Source organism: Cytobacillus firmus (genome assembly GCF_023657595.1).
Taxonomy (GTDB): Bacteria; Bacillota; Bacilli; order Bacillales; family Cytobacillaceae; genus Cytobacillus; species Cytobacillus firmus_B.
The window spans coordinates 548,151-568,676 of the sequence record NZ_CP098323.1 but is presented as its reverse complement, the minus strand read 5'-3'; the positions used below and the strand labels follow the sequence as shown (position 1 = coordinate 568,676).

24 protein-coding genes are annotated in these 20,526 nt (G+C 40.0%); 6 read left to right on the top strand and 18 right to left on the bottom strand.

The features are described 5' to 3' along the window. The first annotated feature begins 203 nt into the window (after positions 1–203). Positions 204–1,133 (top strand): DMT family transporter, encoded by a 930-nt coding sequence (locus NAF01_RS03075; RefSeq protein ID WP_250801713.1) that lies wholly within the window; start codon positions 204–206, stop codon positions 1,131–1,133. A 73-nt stretch (positions 1,134–1,206) separates the two neighbouring features. Here the strand turns inward: NAF01_RS03075 and NAF01_RS03070 are convergent, their stop codons facing one another. From NAF01_RS03070 to NAF01_RS03050, 5 genes are all read right to left on the bottom strand, one after another. Next, a complete protein-coding gene (locus NAF01_RS03070) occupies positions 1,207–2,757 on the bottom strand; it encodes a BCCT family transporter (RefSeq protein ID WP_197214116.1) in 1,551 nt (516 codons plus the stop codon). A gap of 335 nt (positions 2,758–3,092) precedes the next feature. Beyond that, entirely contained in the window at positions 3,093–4,184 is a 1,092-nt protein-coding gene (locus NAF01_RS03065; RefSeq protein ID WP_250801712.1) for a tartrate dehydrogenase, read from the bottom strand. Between the two features lie 18 nt (positions 4,185–4,202). Then, positions 4,203–5,651 carry an aldehyde dehydrogenase family protein gene (locus tag NAF01_RS03060; RefSeq protein ID WP_250801711.1) on the bottom strand — a complete coding sequence of 483 codons (1,449 nt, stop codon included), beginning with the start codon at positions 5,649–5,651 and terminating at the stop codon, positions 4,203–4,205. Further along, positions 5,644–6,729, bottom strand: a complete 1,086-nt coding sequence (locus NAF01_RS03055; RefSeq protein ID WP_222499970.1) for an aromatic ring-hydroxylating oxygenase subunit alpha — start codon at positions 6,727–6,729, stop codon at positions 5,644–5,646. Before NAF01_RS03055 ends, NAF01_RS03060 begins: the two co-directional genes overlap by 8 nt. A 33-nt stretch (positions 6,730–6,762) precedes the next feature. Next, on the bottom strand, positions 6,763–7,782 hold the full coding sequence (locus NAF01_RS03050; RefSeq protein WP_250801710.1) for an NAD(P)/FAD-dependent oxidoreductase: 1,020 nt from the start codon (positions 7,780–7,782) through the stop codon (positions 6,763–6,765). A 181-nt stretch (positions 7,783–7,963) separates the two neighbouring features. On the opposite strand from NAF01_RS03050, the gene NAF01_RS03045 reads away from it, so the two are divergent. Further along, positions 7,964–9,352, top strand: a complete 1,389-nt coding sequence (locus NAF01_RS03045; protein WP_250801709.1) for a sigma-54 interaction domain-containing protein — start codon at positions 7,964–7,966, stop codon at positions 9,350–9,352. Positions 9,353–9,393: 41 nt separating this feature from the next. Here the strand turns inward: NAF01_RS03045 and NAF01_RS03040 are convergent, their stop codons facing one another. Further along, on the bottom strand, positions 9,394–9,690 hold the full coding sequence (locus tag NAF01_RS03040; protein ID WP_197248650.1) for a hypothetical protein: 297 nt from the start codon (positions 9,688–9,690) through the stop codon (positions 9,394–9,396). A gap of 254 nt (positions 9,691–9,944) precedes the next feature. On the opposite strand from NAF01_RS03040, the gene NAF01_RS03035 reads away from it, so the two are divergent. Continuing rightward, positions 9,945–10,385 carry a cell wall hydrolase gene (locus NAF01_RS03035; protein ID WP_048009700.1) on the top strand — a complete coding sequence of 147 codons (441 nt, stop codon included), beginning with the start codon at positions 9,945–9,947 and terminating at the stop codon, positions 10,383–10,385. Between the two features lie 31 nt (positions 10,386–10,416). On the opposite strand, the gene NAF01_RS03030 is transcribed toward NAF01_RS03035, so the two are convergent. The 3 genes from NAF01_RS03030 to NAF01_RS03020 form a co-directional block, all read right to left on the bottom strand. Beyond that, positions 10,417–11,013 carry a hypothetical protein gene (locus NAF01_RS03030; protein WP_250801708.1) on the bottom strand — a complete coding sequence of 199 codons (597 nt, stop codon included), beginning with the start codon at positions 11,011–11,013 and terminating at the stop codon, positions 10,417–10,419. Positions 11,014–11,073: 60 nt separating this feature from the next. Next, on the bottom strand, positions 11,074–11,232 hold the full coding sequence (locus NAF01_RS03025) for a hypothetical protein (RefSeq protein ID WP_197214109.1): 159 nt from the start codon (positions 11,230–11,232) through the stop codon (positions 11,074–11,076). A 107-nt stretch (positions 11,233–11,339) separates the two neighbouring features. Beyond that, positions 11,340–12,161 carry a hypothetical protein gene (locus NAF01_RS03020; RefSeq protein ID WP_197214108.1) on the bottom strand — a complete coding sequence of 274 codons (822 nt, stop codon included), beginning with the start codon at positions 12,159–12,161 and terminating at the stop codon, positions 11,340–11,342. 314 nt (positions 12,162–12,475) lie between these two features. Here NAF01_RS03020 and NAF01_RS03015 point away from each other — a divergent pair, with 314 nt between their 5' ends. Beyond that, entirely contained in the window at positions 12,476–12,640 is a 165-nt protein-coding gene (locus NAF01_RS03015; protein WP_250801707.1) for a hypothetical protein, read from the top strand. Between the two features lie 591 nt (positions 12,641–13,231). On the opposite strand, the gene NAF01_RS03010 is transcribed toward NAF01_RS03015, so the two are convergent. From NAF01_RS03010 to spxA, 3 genes are all read right to left on the bottom strand, one after another. Further along, positions 13,232–13,561: an IDEAL domain-containing protein gene (locus tag NAF01_RS03010; protein ID WP_197248644.1), complete on the bottom strand. Its 330-nt coding sequence runs from the start codon at positions 13,559–13,561 to the stop codon at positions 13,232–13,234. Between the two features lie 84 nt (positions 13,562–13,645). Then, positions 13,646–14,059 carry an RrF2 family transcriptional regulator gene (locus tag NAF01_RS03005; protein ID WP_035325467.1) on the bottom strand — a complete coding sequence of 138 codons (414 nt, stop codon included), beginning with the start codon at positions 14,057–14,059 and terminating at the stop codon, positions 13,646–13,648. Between the two features lie 84 nt (positions 14,060–14,143). Beyond that, positions 14,144–14,539 carry a transcriptional regulator SpxA gene (gene spxA / locus NAF01_RS03000; protein ID WP_048009705.1) on the bottom strand — a complete coding sequence of 132 codons (396 nt, stop codon included), beginning with the start codon at positions 14,537–14,539 and terminating at the stop codon, positions 14,144–14,146. A gap of 225 nt (positions 14,540–14,764) precedes the next feature. Between spxA and NAF01_RS02995 the strand changes: the two genes are divergently transcribed. Beyond that, positions 14,765–16,198 (top strand): MocR-like pyridoxine biosynthesis transcription factor PdxR, encoded by a 1,434-nt coding sequence (locus tag NAF01_RS02995; protein ID WP_250801706.1) that lies wholly within the window; start codon positions 14,765–14,767, stop codon positions 16,196–16,198. Positions 16,199–16,236: 38 nt separating this feature from the next. Here NAF01_RS02995 and NAF01_RS02990 read toward each other — a convergent pair whose 3' ends face one another. From NAF01_RS02990 to NAF01_RS02970, 5 genes are all read right to left on the bottom strand, one after another. Then, positions 16,237–16,677, bottom strand: a complete 441-nt coding sequence (locus NAF01_RS02990; protein WP_048009707.1) for a GNAT family N-acetyltransferase — start codon at positions 16,675–16,677, stop codon at positions 16,237–16,239. A 237-nt stretch (positions 16,678–16,914) separates the two neighbouring features. After that, the gene (locus NAF01_RS02985; RefSeq protein ID WP_163139510.1) at positions 16,915–17,352 is read right to left on the bottom strand and encodes a YfmQ family protein; all 438 of its coding nucleotides are present in this window, start codon (positions 17,350–17,352) and stop codon (positions 16,915–16,917) included. A gap of 22 nt (positions 17,353–17,374) precedes the next feature. Continuing rightward, a complete protein-coding gene (locus tag NAF01_RS02980) occupies positions 17,375–17,566 on the bottom strand; it encodes a hypothetical protein (RefSeq protein WP_163139512.1) in 192 nt (63 codons plus the stop codon). Positions 17,567–17,734: 168 nt separating this feature from the next. Continuing rightward, a complete protein-coding gene (locus NAF01_RS02975) occupies positions 17,735–17,965 on the bottom strand; it encodes a hypothetical protein (protein WP_197214103.1) in 231 nt (76 codons plus the stop codon). A gap of 10 nt (positions 17,966–17,975) precedes the next feature. Further along, positions 17,976–18,371 carry a hypothetical protein gene (locus NAF01_RS02970; protein WP_226619678.1) on the bottom strand — a complete coding sequence of 132 codons (396 nt, stop codon included), beginning with the start codon at positions 18,369–18,371 and terminating at the stop codon, positions 17,976–17,978. Positions 18,372–18,551: 180 nt separating this feature from the next. On the opposite strand from NAF01_RS02970, the gene NAF01_RS02965 reads away from it, so the two are divergent. Beyond that, positions 18,552–19,028, top strand: coding sequence for a VanZ family protein (locus NAF01_RS02965; RefSeq protein ID WP_222499991.1), 477 nt, complete (start codon positions 18,552–18,554; stop codon positions 19,026–19,028). A gap of 111 nt (positions 19,029–19,139) precedes the next feature. Here the strand turns inward: NAF01_RS02965 and NAF01_RS02960 are convergent, their stop codons facing one another. Beyond that, positions 19,140–20,516 carry a serine hydrolase domain-containing protein gene (locus NAF01_RS02960; protein WP_350457424.1) on the bottom strand — a complete coding sequence of 459 codons (1,377 nt, stop codon included), beginning with the start codon at positions 20,514–20,516 and terminating at the stop codon, positions 19,140–19,142. Positions 20,517–20,526: the final 10 nt, after the last annotated feature.

The following is a 20,526-nucleotide window of genomic DNA, read 5'->3' as shown; positions in this document are numbered from 1 at the left end:
ATCCACCCTTTTCAATTATTCCAAATCCTTTTCAAATCACATATCAAAACTGAACTTTTCATACTTATTATCTAATAAACTTTTAATTATTTTAAATTAACTTCATTATACAAAATTATCTTTTGTTTAATATAAAAAATGTTAAAATTATTCATATAAACAATGTCATTGTGCACAATGGCTCTGAAATGGGGCTAAATGACGTGAAATATTATCTTCTCCTTTTATTAACAAGCTTACTTTGGGGCGGAAATTTTATTGTTGGAAAAACGCTTGTGGACCACGCATCTCCTATTACCTTAACCATTTTAAGATGGACCATCGCCATTATATGTCTTGTTCCTCTTGTCTGGCATAAAGAGAAACGGCTCCTGCCGCCGAAAAATGCCATCCTGCCATTATTGCTGATGGGTATCACGGGGGTTGCTTTGTTTCAGGCTCTGCAATTCATGGCACTTGAAAAAACATCAGCTACGAATGTTGGGTTAATTTCAACCTTGAACATGTTTTCGATTGCTGCCTTCTCTTTCATTTTTCTAAAAGAAAAAATGAATTCACTTCAATTCCTTTCTATGTTTGTTTCATTATTCGGCGTTCTGATTGTCCTCTCAAAAGGGAACTTGGAATTATTATTTTCAATGACATTTAATGCAGGAGATCTCTATATGATGGCAGCTGTAGGTATGTGGGGAATTTATTCTGTCAGCAGCAAATGGGCGATGAGGAACGTCTCACCGATGATGTCAATTCTATACTCTGGCATTTTCGGCCTTCTTGCCTTGCTTCCTTTTAGTGTTTCCAGCTTCACGGTATCGAACATAAATGCTTCTTTTATTCAATCCATTTTATATACCGGCCTGATTTCGACCGTCCTGTGTATGGTCCTTTGGAATATCGGAGTGAATAAACTTGGCCCCAATACCTCTGGATTGTTCTTGAACTTTAATCCCGTTTTTACAGCCGTTTTGGCATTTGCTTTTTTAGGGGAAGAAATGACCTGGATTCAGACTGTGGGCAGTTTCATTGTGATTGCTGGTTGTATTTTATTTACAATACTGAAAAACAAGCCATTTAAAATACTAATTAGAAAAATGGCAACACGTCCCCCTCTACCGGTTAAGCAAAGTCACTAATAGAATACGCAAAAGTGCCTGTCTCTTCATTCATATGAAGAGACAGGCACTTTTTATATTAATTAATCCAAAATTATGCTTTTTTCGTTGTCACCTTTTTTCTAATATCAACTATACGCTCCTGCTGACTTTTACTTACTCTCATCATTTTTAGCTCATCCTTCAATCCTTTATAAGTTGAATAACACATCACAAGCATTAGAATAGCTAATGGAATAGAAGTTGCTACTAAGGCAGATTGCAGCCCTGACAAACCGCCTGTCATAATTAGTACAGCTGATACCGCTGCAATGACAATACCCCAAATGATTTTCGTTGAGTGAGATGGATTCGGATTTCCATTTTCACTGATCATCCCTAATACGAAAACAGCTGAATTGGCAGAAGTAATAAAGAAAACAAGTACTAACACCATTGCTAAAATACTTAAAAATACACTCATTGGAAAATAGTCAAAAAACTTAAACAAAGCAGAGGTTACGTCAGTAGAAACTGCCGTGGCAATAGCGTTCTCCCCCATGTTTTGAATCAGATCAATGGCTGATCCGCCCATTACAGCAAACCAGAAGAAAGCCCCTATAACAGGAATGAAGATAGCCCCAACCATAAACTCCTTAATGGTTCTTCCCTTTGAGATTCTGGCTACGAAGCTGCCGACAAGAGGAGCCCAGGCAATCCACCAGCCAAAATAAAACAGCGTCCAGCTTGCAATCCAGGATCCCTCACTATAAGGTTCTGTCCTAAATGACATCCCAATAAAGTTTTGAGCATAATCCCCTATGCCTTGAACGAAGATTTTTAATATGGATTGAGTCGGCCCCAGGAATAGTATGAAAGCCAATAACGCAAATGCCAATGCCATATTGAGGTTTGAAAGGTTCTTCATAGCCCCTTGAAGGCCTGAAACCGTAGAACCCACATATATTAAGCTAACAACCAGAATGATAGCCATTTGAGAGTAGAAGCTTACTGGAATACCCCATAGATAATTCATGCCGCTATTCACTTGCAATGTACCAAAGCCCAGTGAAGTTGCTATTCCAATAACAATTGATAAAATAACCATAATATCGATCATTTTGCCAAAAGGCCCTCTAATTTTGTCGCCTATTAAAGGGTAGAATACAGAACTTAAAGATGCAGGGAGCTTTTTGCGGAATTGGAAAAAGGCCAAAGATACTCCTACCACAGCGTAACACGCCCAGGCTGAGACTCCCCAATGAAGATAAACAAACTGCATGGCTAACTTTGCCGATTCTTCTGAAGAACCTTTTCCGAACGGAGGGTCAATATAGTATGAAACAGGCTCTGCTACACCCCAAAATACCAGACTGATGCCAATGGAGGCACTAAACAGCATGCCTACCCATGTAGCTGTTTTATACTCTGGCCTGTCATCGTCTTGACCTAACCTGATATGCCCGAACTTTGAGAGGCCAATATACAGGCAAAAAGCAAAAAAGAAAAATACACTGGCCAAAATAAACCAGCCTAAATTATTATAGATAAACTCCAGAGAGTTATTGGAGAAACTCTCTAATTTTTCAGGAGCAAGCACCCCAACACTAATCAAAGCCAAGCTTATAGCTAATGAGGAATAAAAGACAGTTCTTTTACTGTTCATATCAACACTCCTTGTCAGATATTGAATTTTCAGTAATTTAAATGTAAGCGGTTTCCAATCTCTTCAAAAAAAGCAAGACTATTCAGCAGAGAAATTTGCGATTAAAACCTACACTTACGTAAGGTAAATCAAACTGGCGCGCAAAAAATGGTAATCTCTTTCGGTCAGTTTTTGGAAAAATCGGTCACTCTGCGGCACCCAGTATTCTAGTATATATAAGGTGACAATAGGTTTAAAGCAGCCTGCTAATAAAAGTTAAGTATAAAAGAAATAGGAGAAAAATCAACCTATACCATAGGAAGAAACAATCTTCCTCCTATGATATCCATTGACTTTTAAACACCTATTTTTCCCGCTGATATACGGGTATCTATGAGGTCAATGATTCGATCGGCCACTTCACTTGTAGAAGCTGTTCCTCCCATATCAGGTGTCAGAACCTGATCTTCTATCAGCAGCTCTTCTATTGCATCGAGTACTTGCTTCCCATAGTTTTCATACCCGAAGAAATCCAGCATCTGGCTGGCAGACCAAATGGAAGCCAGCGGGTTGGCAATCCCCTTTCCGGCAATATCAGGAGCAGAGCCATGAATAGGCTCAAACATGGACGGATATTCTCTTTCAGGATTAATATTGGCACCAGCTGCAAGCCCAATTCCTCCCGCAATGGCAGCCCCCAGGTCTGTTAAGATATCTCCAAATAAGTTGGATGCGACGACCACTTCAAACCTTTTTGGATCCTTAACCATCAGCATGGCAGCGGCATCGACCAGATAGGAGGCAGTTTCCACATCAGGGTACTCAGCGCTTACTTTTTCAAAAACCTGATCCCAGAACACCATTGAATAATTCAATGCATTTGCTTTCGATATGCTTGTAAGAGACCTGCCCTCTTTACGGGCTGTTTCAAACGCATACCGGATGATTCTTTCCGTTCCTTTACGGGAAAACACGCTGTTTTGCAGTACAACTTCATTCGGCTTCCCCTTAAACAGCCATTCACCCGCACCAGCATACTCTCCTTCGGTATTTTCGCGTATAAATAGCATATTGATATCTTCCCGTTTTACATCCACTAAGGAAGTTTTTGCCCCTTTCAGCAATTGGACAGGCCGGATATTCACGTATTGCTGAAACTCTTTGCGGATTCTTAAAAGCAAATCCCATAATGAGATATGGTCAGGGACGCCGGGAAACCCGACTGCCCCCAAGTAAATGGCGTCAAACTCTTTCAATGTCTCTATGCCATTGTCTTCCATCATCTTTCCATGCTTAGTATAAAATTCACATCCCCATGGAAAATAAGTGAAATTAAAGCTGAAACCTGAATCAATTTCCGCCACTTTATTCAATACTTTAATCCCTTCGCCAATCACTTCAGGTCCGATTCCATCTCCTGCGATCACCGCAATCTTATAATTTTTCACAGAATTCTCCCTTCACCTTCAGTTATTATTCCAGACAATTAATTTCATTTCGGTCATTTCTTCTATTGCATATTTGATGCCTTCCCGTCCGGTGCCGCTTTCCTTTACACCGCCATATGGCATTTGATCAACACGGTAGGTTGGAACATCATTGATTATGACTCCCCCAACATGCAGCTCCTGTGAAGCATATAGGGCGTGCTTCACATTGTTGGTGTAAATTCCCGCCTGCAGTCCAAACCGCGAGTTGTTGACTTGCTCAATGGCTTTCTCAATGGAGTTGAATTTATTTACAACGACAACGGGGGCAAAAGCCTCCTGGCAGGATACTTTTAAATCATGTTCGGCATTTGTAATGATTGTAGGCTCAAGTACTCCATTACGAAGGCTTCCGCCAGCCGTAATCTCAGCACTGCTGCTCTTTGTTTCCTCAATCCAGCCCAGTACTCGATCAGCCTCTCCTTTTGAAATTAAAGAAGAAATATACGTATCCGGCTCAAGCGGATCGCCAACCTTCAGCTGCTTTGCGGCCCTAGTAAATTTTTCTGTGAACTCTTCATACACATCTTCATGTGCATAGATTCGCTGAAGCGAAATACAGACCTGCCCCTGATTTGAAAAAGCCCCCATAATGCAGCGGTCAATGATTCGATCAACCTCCGCATCTTTATCAATAATCAGTGCTGAGTTAGAGCCCAGCTCCAATGTTGTTTTCTTTAAACCTGCCCTGTTGCGGATCCCAATCCCTACTTCAGGACTGCCGGTGAAGGTGACCATGCTGACGAGGTCATTTCTGACAATTTCTTCTCCCACTACACTTCCAGGTCCGGTCACAACGTTTAACACCCCTGGCGGAAGCCCTGCCTCTTCAAATAACTCTGCTATAAACAATGCCGAGAGCGGCGTCTGAGAGGCTGGCTTTAATACCACTGTATTGCCTGCTGCAATCGCTGGACCTACCTTATGAGCTACAAGATTCATAGGGAAGTTAAAAGGAGTGATGGCTCCTATGACCCCAATCGGTTCCCTTAATGTATAGCCGATCCGGCCAACACCGCCCGATGCAGCATCGAAAGGAATCGTTTCTCCGTGAATGCGCTTCGCTTCCTCAGCGGAAAATTTATAGGTTTCGATTGTTCTGGCCACTTCCGCTTTTGAAAACATGATCGGTTTGGAAGACTCACGGGTAATGATCTCTGCCGCTTCATCCGCTTTTTCAGTCAAAAGAGAAACCACTTTTTCTAAAATCTCCGCTCTCTTAAAGGCAGGCATTTTTGCCATCAACTGTCTGGATTCATACGCAGCTTCAATGGCCTTTTCAGTCTGTTCTTTGCTGGCCATCGCGATTTGGGCAATTTCTTCCCCAGAATAAGGTGAATAAAGGGATGTGTAACGGTTTGCTTCCACTTTTTCTCCATTAATCATTAAATATTTCTTAGTTGGCTGAACTCCGGTTAATTTACTCATTTAGGGCCTCCAATACCATTTCATGAAATTGAACAATTGCCTTTTCTGAAGACGAATATCTGCCTTTATTGAACGCTCGTGAACGGAAGCCAATCTGCTCCAATTCCACCAGCTCAATATCCTCTGAACGGACCTGCTCCGCGAAAGTCATTAAATCCTTTTCTGCCTGTGAGAGGTTTTCATCGCGGAAGTAATAAGTATAGACAGCCATGGATGTCTCATGATCAATCGGAATGATTTGAATGGTCGCCATATTGCCTGGTCCAGGGTAAATGGTCAGCATCAGATTTGGCCAAAGCCAGTAGAATTGGCCGCCTTGCATTTCCGCTTCATCTAAATTAACCGTTCCATACTTTTTATCCGGCTTTACAACCGTTCCTTGCATGGAATAGTTCTCACACGTAATAATCTGATAATCATTCATATCCAGTGCCGCCACGAAGCTTGGATGAGCAACATGGCAATGGTCACACTCCAAGTAGTTATCCATAAAGGCCTTCCAGTTTGCCTTAAATGTACGTGTTTTTTGGCTGGTTCTTTTTAGCTCACTCAAAAATGTATTCTTGCTTAATCTTTCGAAGAAATCTCCATATGACTCGCTTAATGGCTTTGCATTGTCATCCAAATTCACAAAGATGAGTGATTCTAAAATTTCCATTCGCACAGAACGCAGACAGGCATCCTTTACACACGCCTCATCTTCTCCTTTGAAGTTAGGAGCTTTATTCAGCTGGCCATCAAGCTTGAATGTCCAACCATGATAAGCACATTGAAGGATCTTCTTATTTCCGGCTTCATTTTTTTCAAGCTTTGTCGCCCGATGCGGACAAACATTATAAAAAGCACGAACGACTTCATCTTTCCCGCGGTTAACGATAATCGGCTCCCCCGCCACCTCCGCAGTAAAAAAGTCTCCGGCCTTTTCCACCTGGCTAACATGCCCAACGAGCTGCCAGGACTTTGCAAAAACAAGGTCCATCTCTTTGTCTAATACTTTCGGATCTGTGTATTTGTCATAGGTTAATGTTCTTTCAAACGTACGGTTTGTTGCATTTTGCACTTTATTGTAAGCAGTCATGATATATCTCCCTCTAATATGAATTTTTATAAATTAAATGGCTGAACCGGTTTTTTCCTTATTCGCCATCATGCTTGTACTATGGAGCGGCTGTACTTTTGAAGCTGGGTCAATATAAACCTTTGCATTACTGATAGCAGTCGGCGCCTCCCCAAAGCCGCTGGCAATCAGCTTTACTTTGCCTTCATAGGTGCAGATGTCGCCTGCTGCATAAATCCCGGCAATATTCGTTTCCATTTTGGAGTTTACTAAGATCGCATTTTTCTCTATTTCCAAACCCCAATCTTTAATGGGACCCAGAGAAGATACAAATCCAAAATTCACTAGTATATCATCTGCCTGAATGAGCGTTGTTTCTCCGCTGTTTGTGTTTTCCACCATCACGTTTTCTATTTCATCTGCTCCAGCCAGTTCCAGTGGGATATAAGGCGTCAGCACTTCCACTTTGGAATCTTTCAATTTTTCAAAACTATGCTCATGAGCCCGGAACTTATCTCTCCTGTGAATCAGTGTTACTTGTTCGGCTATCGGCTCGAGCATCAATGCCCAGTCAACAGCGGAATCTCCACCGCCAAAGATGACCACCTTTTTGCCGGCAAATTGCTTTAAGTCTTTAACAAAGTAATGAAGGTTTTTGTTTTCATATTTTTTCTCGCTGTCGATATTTAATTTTCTTGGCTGAAAAGCACCGTTTCCCGCGGTAATGATCACTGCCTTCGAATAATGGGTGCCTTTATTTGTTGTGATTGCAAATGACCGGTCAGACAGGCGGGAGATGCTTTCAACTGATTCTCCTAAACAAATGCTTGGTTCAAATTGATTCATTTGCTTTAATAAATTATCTACAAGTTCTTGCGCTCTTACCTTTGGAAAACCAGCGATGTCATAAATATATTTTTCTGGATATAACGCTGATAGTTGGCCGCCAAGCTGCGGCAGGCTCTCGATCACTTTCACGGAAGCCTGGCGCATTCCCGCATAAAAAGCGGTAAATAAACCAACTGGTCCTCCGCCAATAATGGTGATATCGAGAATATTTGGGGTATTTCCCATTCCCTAACCTCCTTTATGTCGTTCTATACTCCTTTTCAATGCAAGTACTGTGCCAATAGTGCAAACCCTTTATAATTAAACAAAAGATTAAAAATATACTGAAAAACAAGTGATATTGAGTTAAAATGGACTCATTACGCAGATTTATCCGAACCAAAAATGACTCAGGAGGGATCATCTAATGAAAATGCCAACAAATACAGGCAATGTAGAAATGACACTGGAGACCTTGTTAAAAATTCTCGATTATTCCTCAGATGAGATCTTTGTTTTGGATGGAGAAATGCGGATTTTATATGTAAATAAGGTATGTGAGAGGCATTACGGGCTTAAGCCAAAAGACATCATCGGAAAGTACAATGTGGAACTTTTTGAAAAAGGCTACTGGAAACCTTCTATTGTACCTGAGGTCTATCGGCGGAAAGAGCCGTGCTACATGAGACAGCAGACCTATATCGGGGCAGAGCTGATGACTACGGCCATCCCGATCTTAAATAACAAAAATGAAATTGAACTGGTTGTCATTACATCTACAGAAATACAAAAAATGAAAATAATGAATGCGATTGAGGATCAAATTGAGTCAAAATCAACTCAGCAGGATGAAGATGAGGAAATCACCATTGTGACCAATAGCGGGGAGATTAAAGGAATATTGGAGTTTTGCAAAAAAGTAGCTCCAACTGATTCAAATATTCTGATTCTCGGAGAATCTGGAACTGGAAAAGGTGCCTTCTCTCAATATATTCACAAAGTCAGCAATCGAAATAAACGACCTTTTCTTGCTATTAACTGTGCGGCCATCCCGGAAGAATTATTGGAGTCAGAACTATTTGGCTACTCAAAAGGCGCCTTCACCGGGGCAAATAAGTTAGGAAAACAAGGATTAATAGAAGCAGCGGACGGCGGTACCATCTTCCTGGACGAAATCGGCGAAATGCCCCTATCCGTGCAGGCTAAGCTTCTCCAGCTTATTCAGGAAAAACAGTTTATCCCTGTAGGAAGCAGCGAAATGAAAAAAGTTGATGTCCGCATCATCGCGGCTACCAACCAGAATCTGCAGACTATGATTGAAAACAAGTTATTTAGAGAAGACTTGTTTTATCGCTTAAATGTCATTGACATTCACCTGCCGCCATTACGGGAAAGAAGAGAAGATATCATCCCGCTTACCTACAATTTCCTGAATAAATTCAATCATAAATATAATGATAATAAAGTCATTTCTGAAGAATGCCTAAATATCCTTACTCACTATTCCTGGCCGGGAAATGTGCGTCAGCTTGAAAACCTGATTGAAAGATTAGTCATCATCAGCAACTCTATTATTCAGATTGCAGATCTCCCTGACATGATCAAGGAAAGTACTAATCAAGCAGTCTGCCCATCTCATTACACTACTCTGGATAATGCTTTGGATGAGACCAAAAGAAACCTGGTAAGACGATCCTATCAGATTCATAAATCCTCCAGAAAAGTAGCAAGCGACCTTGGAATCAGCCAAACAAAAGCAGTTAGGCTGATTAAAGAGTATTGCGGGTCAGAGGGGCAGGTTCATCGTCCCAGCTGAAATAGGGGACAGAATACCTGTCCCTTTGTCCTTTCTTATTATTAGTGCGGTATTGAATGTGTTATCAAATAAAAAATCATAAATATACTAAACAGAAATAGCAGAATTAACATCGTATAAAAAACCTTTCTCCATAATCCTCCTAAGTAGTATACACTTACTAAAAAGTAATAGATTAATGCACATCCAAAAATAAACAGAAGGAATTCTTTTGTTTCCTCCTTTGATGGCAGTGGTGTCGTCACATTTGTTAAAGCCATACCACCGAAAATAAATAGGCCTATACCATATAATAAATTTTTCAGGCTTACTTCTCTTTTATCATCTTTAGTTTTCAAGATACCTCACCCCTTAAATAGTGGTACGAATTCCCAAAGTGAAAGTTTCACCCAATGTTTACTTTTCTGCATTTCTCTAACAGACATAGCATATAAATTAGCAAGCTCATTAACTCTAATATTTATATAACTAATAAGGGGGTGCTGAACGCGATGCAGTTTGCACCCCCAATTAATATTTTCTAAGTTTAAAACTGAACCTGGTAACATGTTTGCAGAATTTCTTAATACAATTCCTTTAGAGGTGATAAAAAGTGCCAAGAGTACAATATACCGACAGCGATGTGGCAATAATGGCCAGGATGATGAGAGCAGAGGCCGAAGGTGAAGGAAAACTGGGGATGCTTATGGTCGGGAATGTAATCGTCAACCGCCGAAAAGCTAATTGCCTCGATTTTGAAGGCTTAAGGACCATCCCGCAAGTCATTTTCCAGGTGCAGGGAGGGAATTATTCTTTTGAAGCTGTACAAAAAGGAAATGTTTTTTACAACCGGGCACGAAGTGTGGAAAAGAGGTTGGCCAAACAAACGTTAGATTATTGGAGACAGCATCCTTCCAAGTTTGCTCTCTGGTATTTCAACCCGTACGCTGCATGTCCGCCAACATGGTACGATCAGCCTTTCTCAGGGCAATTCAAACAGCATTGCTATTATGAGCCTAAGGCCAATACATGTGAAGGCGCTTATATTTGGTGAACATGACCCCCACGTTTTGTGGGGGTATTAGTTAATTCCTATATGTTTTTTCAAGGGCATCTGAATAATAATTATTTATAATCAGCATGGGTTCCTGTATAGATTCCAGGAGCCTTTCTATATCGACAGACTCCTTTTCTGCCTCTTTGCTGACATTTCGATACACAGAAATAACTGCATCCATTTTTTCTTTTTCTTCATCACTTATCCGATATGACCGGTTTTCCAGAAACTTAATAGTCATGCCATCTATAAACATATCAACGCGAAACAAACTATATTGAAGCAAATTCCAGTCATCGATCTCATCCTCCATATGTAAAGTGGACATACGGGACAAATAGGAGTAAATACTCCTGCTCTCACTGCTGACAACCCGCCATGAGCCAAACAATTCAGCTTTCTTTTCATCCTCTTGCTCAATAGGTATCCTCGTGAATTCATCCAGCCTGTGAGCCAGATTATCTCCAATTGCAGATATAGCTCGCAAATGCTGGTAATTTCGTTCCTGACTTTGCTTCATATGATTTCTGTAATCGAGATTTATAAAAGTGCTATATACAAAATAGGAAAATAATAATGTTACTATAATTCTCTTAAAATACTTTTTCATATTCCTTATCGTCATGGAATCCCTCTTTGTAACTGCTGTTTGTCAAAAATAAAAAGCCGCCCTCTGGCAGCTGAACTAATTGGCAAAATTGATTAACACTGCTCCCCAATAAAGAAAACTCATAGTTAGAAAGACGAATGCAAATGCGGCTATTGCTTTTGGCAATTTACCATATGTATAGATCAATGCATACCCCATTACAATGTGAATAATAGCAAACAGAATCAGGTTCATTTTTCCACCTCTTTCCTAAAGGGTATCATCATTAAAAGTGGTAAGTAAACCCAAAATCCATATCTTGAAAAAAGGCTGTCGACTTAACAGCCTGTGAAAATTTTCCCTTATTCCCCTGCACAATCCTCTTCCGGCTTCGTGTACACCTGCTCCCACTCCTCATTTCCCGCTTTACGGAATTGGGCGATTTCTATGTCGGTCCCATTGGTTAAAAGCGCAAAGATAATGCAATAATCCGCTCCGTCCTTACCATGAAAATAAATGCTCTTAATGTACTCATTTCTAATCGTTGGGTAAATATGCTCTATTAAGTGGCACCAATGTCCATACTTCACCTTAACAACAGCTTCCCCATCATGATCCCAGCCATGGTATGGCGCACACAGGAAATCCTCCTCAAACCTGCTCATCTCAGAAATCCGAAAACCTTCCTGTTCCTTTACAAGACTGATAAAACCATAAGAATATCCGAAGTACTCAGCTTTCTTGCCTTCAGCCCCTTCAATCGTTTCAATTTCATAAAAGTATCTAATTCCCCGCTTTCTATCCGGAACCCGGCATAGCTTTATTAAACTTGTATGCCCGATCCCGGAAAATAAATGAACATATTCTTTATAGCTTAATTTATTCTGATATTCCTGAGACAAAAAGTTATAAGCAATGGGAAAAGGAAGTTTTGCCTGGCCTATAGTGCCGCAGCCCCTGTCGTACATATTTTCAGCTTCCCGCAAAATACTGAAGTAGTTGAGAACCGTGTCTTCAGGGGTTATGGTCAATTGAGGAGGAATCTTGATTTGGTCGTGAGTTTTGTCATAGAAGGGAGCAAAGAAATCCCAGCTGCTAAACCTTAGATTTAACGCTCGCAAACAGGACGGGCGGAAATAGTTTTGATGATAGGATTCTATATCTTTTTGGTTTAGTCTAAACATATTCATCACCCCGATTTCAGTTTATGGGCAATGGAGGGAATGGTGTATTGTGATATTTGCATCTTGGAATTCCATTGTGTTCGGACAAACATAGGCTGACTCGGACAATACACATCAAATCCCACCAACATCCATAAGATACATGCCGCCCATAAACACAATCCAGATGAAAACCGGCAAACATAATGATTTCAAAGCATTTCTCCAGCCGCCGATTTGTTTACGGCGTAAAACAATATCCGCAACAAAAAATAATACAGCTGCAGCTAAACTTAATCCAAGCAAAATTAATCCAAAAAGCAGGTGAAGAAGTAATGAAATATAAAATTCCAGTTTCCTGTTTGTATGATTCGAAAAAAAAAGACTATGCAGTCACTAATGACGGAAGTTACTGTGCCATAAACCAAAATGACCGGGAAGCTGTACAGAAGATAGAAGGGAATGGACAATATAACTCCCTGAAAATAATCGCCAGCTGAATTAACTTCTCCGGCAAACGTATCCGCTGTAATCAGACCTAACATAACAGAGAACAGCGACCCTGTTATGGATGCCGCTATTATTTTTCTTGCCAGCATTTGACTGATATTGTATTTGATATAACATCATTCCTTTTAATAAAATTGCACGATTACTCACATGCGACCTTTCACCAAATATAAAAAGCAACAAAAACCATAAAAAATGAAACAGCTAAATTTAGATACCTATACTGTATTCTGCCTTTTATAAACTCATCCGTCCCCATCACCATCATAAACAAGCTTAGCAAAAACAAATTAAAGGGCATCCACTCAAAGTTATGAGTAATTAACATATAAAGTGCTAACGGAATAATAACAACAGACAAAACTATTCGAAGTATTTTTATCAAAGACTATCCTCCCAATCAGCCGATACGCGATATTAAAACTTACAAAAATAGTGGTAACCCACCTGGAATAATATATTCGAAATCCAAGCTCTAATCCCTCTTCAAATGGTATTTTTATGGGAATAACTACAAAATAAAAACAAAGTGCCTGCATCCACCTGCTGATAAGCAGACTGACACAGGCACTTCCCCGGATTTATTTAACACCCTTAACAAGCTCTCTCATCGAGTTAAGCTTCGAAGTCAATTCAAAGAACCATTCTTCATCTCCAGTGGAAAGAGCAAGATCAATCAGGAAATGAATCTGTTCCTTGTTGGCCACTTTCGCCGCGGGCATTTTCTTAACCTGTTTGCTCTGCAGGGGAATGATTTTGCCTTCAATGGTTTTATTATCACTCGAAATCACCTTTGTCTTAATAATTCCTTCTTCAAGGTTCTCGATATAGCCAATGATCAGTTCCCCTTCTCGGGATTTCCCCTTAACCCAATCTCCCGTTTTTAAAATCGCATTATGGTTGGACATCATTTAATTCACCTTCTTCGAAGTGTTTTTTAAAACTGTAACTTTTTTTATTACATTTCAGCTGCTGGAAAGCCTGGAAGCTCCCAATTATTTTTCTTTATGGATAAGATCAACAATATCTTTTAAGGTATAGTGCTTCAAATATTCTCCCAAATGTTCCTCTGCACCTAAAAAGATGCTGATCAGAACTCTTTGCATATTCGCACCCACTACACACGCTTCATTTGAATCCGGACACTTCGGCTGAAGTGCACCTTCAGATGTAATCTTATAAATATCCCAAAGATTCACTTCACTTAAATCCCGGGCAAAAATAAATCCGCCGCCCGTTCCCTCTTTTGATTTGATAAATCCATGTTTTTTTAATAAACTCAGGACTTTTCGGATGCGGACCGGATGGACACCTGCACTTTCAGAAATCGCATCGCTCGTTGACATGCGATCCAGCTGCAGAGCGAGATAAGTTAGACTGTGAATGGCAAGAGTAAAATCGCTATTCATGGCCGGCCTCCTATATTTCTGATACTGTACTGTAAGACTAAGTGTTACAGAATGACTTGTCAAGAATTTACAGACTGGCGCTGTCTAGTTAGCCAATCTTTGCAGTTCATTGTATGAAAACGTACGAAACTTCCGAGGAAGGAAGCTGCGAATTTCATCCTCGTTAAAGCCTACCTGCAGTCTTTTTTCATCCAGTATAATCGGTCTGCGGAGCATTTGCGGGTTATCAATGATTAATTGATATAACTCTTTCAGCGGCATTGAATCAATATTCACGTTAAGCTCCTGGTAAGCTTTTGATTTAGTTGAAATAATCTCCTCGGTCCCATTCTCAGTAAGACGAAGAATCGATTTAATTTCATCGACTGTAAGCGGCTCCGTTACTATGTTCCTTTCCACATACTCAATTTGATGCTCCTCAAGCCACGCACGTGCTTTCCGGCAGGAACCGCAGCTTGAAGATAAGAATAGATTCACCATTTAAAACACTCCCTCTATTGTATTCGTCTTTTTAAAATGTAATAATAAAAATTACAGTTAACACACCATTAATCTGCATTCATTTATTTTACAGGATATACTGTAATAATAATATTTACAGTTTCAAAAGTCAACATGAACTTTTACTCAATATTGCAGCCGATAATTTTTCAAAGAGCTGATATAATATTACAAAACTCATTTTTTTATAAAAGGATGTTTCAATTGGATTGGAAACCTGATAGAAAATTAAAAACACCTATTTATAAGCAGCTGGCGATGTATATAGAAAAAGGAATAGCAGATGGCACCTTCCCGCCAGACAAACCGCTTCCCTCAGAAAGAGGATTAGCAAAACAGTTTGATATCAATAGAAGCACGGTTGTTGCTGCATATGATGAACTGGAGTCAAACGGGATCGTCGAACGAAACCGGGGAAGCGGTACGATGGTCAGCAAGGATATTTGGGGAATGGCGAAAAGACGTATTCCAAGCTGGAACCGGTATATTGAAGCAGGCTCCTTTTTGCCCAACTTGCCAGTCACACAAAGGATACATAAAGAACTGGCAGAGACAAAACTGATCAACCTGGCCAGCGGGGAACTCTCTCACGACCTCTTTCCTTTGGCTTCTCTAAGAGAAATTACTTCTAATCGCTCTTTTATCGGGACACTGGGGTACGATCACCCGCAGGGAAATGAAATTCTGAGAAGTACACTGGCTGATCATGTAAAAGAGTACCGGGACATCGAGACCAGCCCTTCTTCCATACTTATTACATCCGGTGCCCAGCAGGCCCTGCACCTTGTCGTCCAATGCCTCTTAAAACCCGGGGACTCTGTTGCCATCGAGGATCCCTCTTATCACTACAGCCTGCCAATCTTTAAATCAGCCGGAGTCAAAACCTATTATTTAAAAACAGGCAAGCATGGAGTAAATCCTGATGATATTATAGCCTTATATAAAAAGCATCGAATAAAGATGATCTTTTTAAATCCTATTTTTCAAAACCCAACAGGCACATTGCTTCCTGAAGACAGGCGCAGAAAAATCCTTGAATTGTCCTCTGAATACGGGATTCCGGTGGTGGAAGATGATCCTTACAGCCTAACACCCTTTACCGGTGAAAAAATGAATACACTCAAATCCCTGGATCGCGATGGCATTGTTTTATATATTAGTTCTTTGACCAAAATTGTCGCTTCCGGGCTTAGAATCGGCTGGATCATCGGCCCCAGATCGGTAATTGAGCGGCTATCAGATGCCAAGCAGCAGGTGGATTTCGGCCATGGAAGCTATTCGCAATGGATTGCGAATGATTTTATTGAGTCCGCAGGCTTTGAGTCACATTTAAAATTTCTGACCAGGCAATTGGAACAGCGGAGAAACTCAATTGTTTCAAGCCTGAATCAGTTTCTGGAAGACCAAGTGGAATTTAGTACACCGCAAGGCGGAATACATCTTTGGTGCCGGATCAAAAAAGAGCACAATGAAAATCAGCTGCTTGAAGAGTCAATAAAACGGGGTGTCATATATGTTCCCGGAACAACCATGGGATCCGAGAAAGGGTTCGTTCGATTTACATTTGGCAGGGAAAATGAAGCAAACATCCATGAAGGGATTAAACGGTTTGCCGAGGCTCTGATAAATCTCGAATAATCAAAAAACGCCTGTTGTCAGGCGTTTTTTCATTTTCATTAAATATTTAATTCATAATGATAAAATTGCTCATCCCGCGTAAACCCGATTTTTTCATAGAGTCTTTGTGCAGATATATTATCATGAGCCGTACTCAGGCTGAGACTCACTGCCCCAGTTTCAGCAGCGAGATCTTTTGCCTTGTCTATGAGCATTTCCCCTATTCCCTGTTTTCTTGCCTCTGCATCCACATACAAATCATTCAGGATCCAGGCCCTTTTCATAGATATAGATGAATAAGTTGGGTATAGCTGAGTAAATCCAAGATACTTTCCTTCCTTTTTCACCACATATATGACAGAGTCCTCCTTCTCCAAGCGTTCTTTTATGTAATCGGCTGCTGCTGCCAAATCGGGTGCCTGGCTGTAAAATACACGGTATAAATTAAATAAAGCGGAAACTCCTTCTAGATCCTCCATTGAAGCTTGATAGATTTCCATTTTTATAACCACCTTTATAACTTTAATTAAGTAATTATATAAATATTAACAAATGTTTGTAAACTCAATATGTATGTATTGATAAAGGCCCAAATTTCTTATGGGTATTTTCTATATGTTACCATAATCAAAGCAGCATGCACGATCAGCATGGTAAGCTGCTGTTAATTACATCCCTCCTGCAGACATAAAAAAGCCTAGATCCAAGGATCTAGGCTTTCATTTAATATTCTTAGTTTAACTGGCCTTTATTGCCAGTGAGCTGCTTTGAAGGCTATCAGAAATCAAGCTGTATGCGATTACCTTATTTCTGCGCTGTTTAACCACATCAATGCGGTCCTTATAGCTATATACCAACAGCGTGGCTTCTCCTTCCAGAAACTCAATAACTATAGGTGTTCCACTGATCTCCGGCCGTAAAAAAAGCTGTTCGTTCCCAGGGTGGATATAATGTTTCTTAATAAATATTCCTTCATTGAACTGATTGATAATCTGAAGTTTCTCCTCATCTTCAAGTCTATTATCACCAATTGTGACTGTAACCTCTTTTACATCAAGCTTGGAATGAGTTTCAAATTTCCGGATCAGCCAATTAACCGTGCCCGTCGGCATACAGGTCAGCACAATTTTCAGCAGACTAACGAAAATAATTGAAACCAATACGGCCCATGTCATATTTCTTCATCTCCATCTGTATTTAGATCCGCCAAATATAAATTCCTAGAGAAGCTAATCCGATAAAAATAATTACCACATATATTAAGGTTAAATTGGTGGTGTTCCGTTTTGTTGAATTTCCATAGTTCTCGTCAGCCTTGCCTGTCAGCAGCAAAGTTGAAACCACAGCAAAAATTAAGATAATTAGTACCAGTCCAAGCATTACTCCCATGCTGCGCACCTCTTCTTTTACATTTTAATAAACTGCTATATCTAAATAATATCGCAAAAGGGCCAACAATTAACCATCCAATTAAATATAAAATTCACCATCCACTTTCACCATATAAAAAAATGCCGCTCCCAGCTTATATTAGGCACGGCTTAATAATCTTGAATTCTACTTATCAGGCATAGTAAAGACTGCTAAACCATTTCCTCCATGCTCTAATTTCTTATGAATTTGTTCAACCACTTCCAATGCTCTTACATGAGAATCATATTCCCCCAGCACTCTGCTCCAATATACAAAAAAACTTCTGCTGATTATTCCTTCCACAGCTTTCCCTTTAACGGTTATTTCCTTCACATTGACTAAGCTTCTCTTATTTTGCGTCTTAACCCAAAGCATTCATTTCCTCCTAATGGCTCCTTTTTAAATCTATAAAACTCACCTTTTCACCTGATGTTCCCCTTTCCTTCCAAACAATGAAAAAAAGAAGTTCATCTTTCTGGTCATAATAACCGCAGTCACTGCACGACCAATAATAGCTTCCATTTTTATCGAAATCTGGATAGCTCCCTTCATAACCATTTGGGAAAACTCTATAATCTGCTCGCTCAATGGTGCCTGTCCCTGTATAGCGAATCTTAATTGAGTGACTTCCTTCAAGCCCAGTCAGCTTAGCATTAATTTCAATCGACCAATCCCCGTTTTCACCCGTATAATCAACTGTTTTGGTTTTTAACAGTACTTCATAAATTGTAAAAATCAAGACTATGACTAAACATAGCCATATATGTTTCTTTTTCATCATGAACACCTCTGTATAAGAGATGTCCCCAGCTGCCAAAATATGATACTTAATCTACAGAGGCGATTTCATTAAATGCTCCCAGAATCCTTTATATTATAATAGCTGACAGTTGGTTTTTTGAGTAAAATATGGAAAAATTATGTTATTATTATCAAATACTATTTTTAAGCGGTGATATTTATGAAGAAAATAATAAGATTGATCATGGGAATTAGCTTTCTTTCTTACTTATGTGCCTTAACAGTATTACTCTTCTTTATATCGAGAGGATTCTGGTCAGACATGCAGTTAATCGAATATATGAAGCAATCCTCAAACCTCGTCCCCTTTAAAACCATTAATGGGTATATATTGGCTATTTCCAATGGAAGCATGAATTTAATCATTCCTATAAAAAATCTTGCTGGCAACGTGGCTGCATTTTTGCCAATGGGAATTTTCCTGCCCTATTTTATTAAAAGGCTAAACAGACTTAAGTCATTTACAATTACCATGACTGTCATGATCCTTAGTGTGGAAATTATACAGCTGTTCACAAGAAGAGGCAGTTTGGATATTGATGACTTTATTCTAAATATGATCGGAGCTTTAATAGGGTTTGGCTTATGGGAAGCGATGACAAACCGGAAAGTGAGAAAAAATGCAGTGAACGTATAATAAATGCCTGTCTAACTGGTTTAAACAGGCATTTTCATCACCATGTTTTTTTAAGAATTAATCTAAACAGCAGCAGCCCATTTATGGCCATCACAATTACTGCCAATATCGTTAAAAAGGCAATATCAGGTGCAAAGCAGAGATGGAATGCCAAGGAGAAGATGTGGTAAATATGAAAAGAGGAATTAACGCTGCTGACAGGCCAATAAATAGCAAACCTAAGAAAAGTCCTGTTCCCTTTTTAAAATATTTACGGGTTCTGAATCTTGTCCCTAAAAATATTGAAAGTATAACCAGCAGCAGGATACACCCCAGCATAATGTATTGTATGGCCAAACTATGACTCGGTACCTTTTCAGGTTCATCGTCATTTAGTAGACTAATAATATGATTCTTCAGGTAGTAAAGTCCATCCTCCTCTAATATATGATTCTTATTTGTCAGAATCACACCGCCCCAGCTGGTTCCCGGAATATAAAAGACTTCTGCATGCGAATCAGGGGTAGAACCAGAATGCCAGATCATTTCTTTTGGAGTATCCGGGTTGGATATGCGGATTCCTAGACCATAATAACGGTCTTCTCCTGTTTGGACCTGCGGTGTCTTAAATAAATCCAAAGTTTTATCACTGATAAAATGATCCGGCCCTTTGCCGCTCAATAATTTTACAAATTGGATCATATCTGCAGAACTGGAAGTAATGTATCCGTATGGTGCCCCGGCGTTATCATAGGCTACGGAACTTTTCACCGGAAATCCAAACCAGGATTGATAACCTCTAAGGTAGCCCTTCTCATAAGCTCCCTCTTTATCAGCCGCAGCATATTTCATCCCTAAGGGCTCAAAAATCTGCTGTTCCATGTACTCGGCATAGGACATTCCTGTCAATTCTTCAATCATCGCACCCAAGATTAAGAAATTGGCATTGCTGTATTGATGCTTTTCACCAGGTGCAGCAGTCAGTTCAACTTTTGCCAGTTTCTTGACTTGATGCTTAATAGCCTTACTGCCTGTTGACTCTTTATCAGATAGGGCAAGCCCGTCATAGGTGCTGAACCCGCTTGTCTGCGCGAGCAATTGCTCCACTGTGATTTCGCCCGCTTTCCCATTGTTCAGTTTCAACCACGGAAGATATTCTTGAATGCTGGCATCCAGGCGGATGGTTCCATTATCAGCTAATTTCATAATGGCCATTCCCGTTAATGATTTGCTTATGGAGCCAATCGTAAAAGGAGTTTGTTCTGTAACCTCCTCCGCTGATTCTCCAGTAACTCCCCATGATTTTGAAAAAAATAGTTCGTTATTATGGACGAGGGCAACTGAAGCGCCTGGAACCTGATAGTCTTCCAGGTAATCCTTAATTGCCTTCTCAATTTTTGCTTCGATGTTTTCTTCAGCTGAAGCCGAATTTTCAGGCAAATAACTAAAAGAAGTGAACAAGAAAAGAACCAATATTATTTTTAATAAACTGGACGGCAAGACTGCCATATAACCTCTC

Excerpts from the sequence above, each read along its gene's own strand:
- NAF01_RS03070 (WP_197214116.1), bottom strand. The coding sequence starts at position 2,757 with ATGAACAGTAAAAGAACTGTCTTTTATTCCTCATTAGCTATAAGCTTG.
- NAF01_RS03060 (WP_250801711.1), bottom strand. The coding sequence starts at position 5,651 with ATGAGTAAATTAACCGGAGTTCAGCCAACTAAGAAATATTTAATGATT.
- NAF01_RS03055 (WP_222499970.1), bottom strand. The coding sequence starts at position 6,729 with ATGACTGCTTACAATAAAGTGCAAAATGCAACAAACCGTACGTTTGAA.
- NAF01_RS03050 (WP_250801710.1), bottom strand. The coding sequence starts at position 7,782 with ATGGGAAATACCCCAAATATTCTCGATATCACCATTATTGGCGGAGGA.
- NAF01_RS03045 (WP_250801709.1), top strand. The coding sequence starts at position 7,964 with ATGAAAATGCCAACAAATACAGGCAATGTAGAAATGACACTGGAGACC.
- NAF01_RS03030 (WP_250801708.1), bottom strand. The coding sequence starts at position 11,013 with ATGACGATAAGGAATATGAAAAAGTATTTTAAGAGAATTATAGTAACA.
- NAF01_RS03025 (WP_197214109.1), bottom strand. The coding sequence starts at position 11,232 with ATGAACCTGATTCTGTTTGCTATTATTCACATTGTAATGGGGTATGCA.
- NAF01_RS03020 (WP_197214108.1), bottom strand. The coding sequence starts at position 12,161 with ATGTTTAGACTAAACCAAAAAGATATAGAATCCTATCATCAAAACTAT.
- NAF01_RS03015 (WP_250801707.1), top strand. The coding sequence starts at position 12,476 with ATGAAATATAAAATTCCAGTTTCCTGTTTGTATGATTCGAAAAAAAAA.
- NAF01_RS03010 (WP_197248644.1), bottom strand. The coding sequence starts at position 13,561 with ATGATGTCCAACCATAATGCGATTTTAAAAACGGGAGATTGGGTTAAG.
- NAF01_RS03005 (WP_035325467.1), bottom strand. The coding sequence starts at position 14,059 with ATGAATAGCGATTTTACTCTTGCCATTCACAGTCTAACTTATCTCGCT.
- spxA (WP_048009705.1), bottom strand. The coding sequence starts at position 14,539 with ATGGTGAATCTATTCTTATCTTCAAGCTGCGGTTCCTGCCGGAAAGCA.
- NAF01_RS02990 (WP_048009707.1), bottom strand. The coding sequence starts at position 16,677 with ATGGAAATCTATCAAGCTTCAATGGAGGATCTAGAAGGAGTTTCCGCT.
- NAF01_RS02985 (WP_163139510.1), bottom strand. The coding sequence starts at position 17,352 with ATGACATGGGCCGTATTGGTTTCAATTATTTTCGTTAGTCTGCTGAAA.
- NAF01_RS02980 (WP_163139512.1), bottom strand. The coding sequence starts at position 17,566 with ATGGGAGTAATGCTTGGACTGGTACTAATTATCTTAATTTTTGCTGTG.
- NAF01_RS02975 (WP_197214103.1), bottom strand. The coding sequence starts at position 17,965 with ATGCTTTGGGTTAAGACGCAAAATAAGAGAAGCTTAGTCAATGTGAAG.
- NAF01_RS02970 (WP_226619678.1), bottom strand. The coding sequence starts at position 18,371 with ATGATGAAAAAGAAACATATATGGCTATGTTTAGTCATAGTCTTGATT.
- NAF01_RS02965 (WP_222499991.1), top strand. The coding sequence starts at position 18,552 with ATGAAGAAAATAATAAGATTGATCATGGGAATTAGCTTTCTTTCTTAC.
- NAF01_RS02960 (WP_350457424.1), bottom strand. The coding sequence starts at position 20,516 with ATGGCAGTCTTGCCGTCCAGTTTATTAAAAATAATATTGGTTCTTTTC.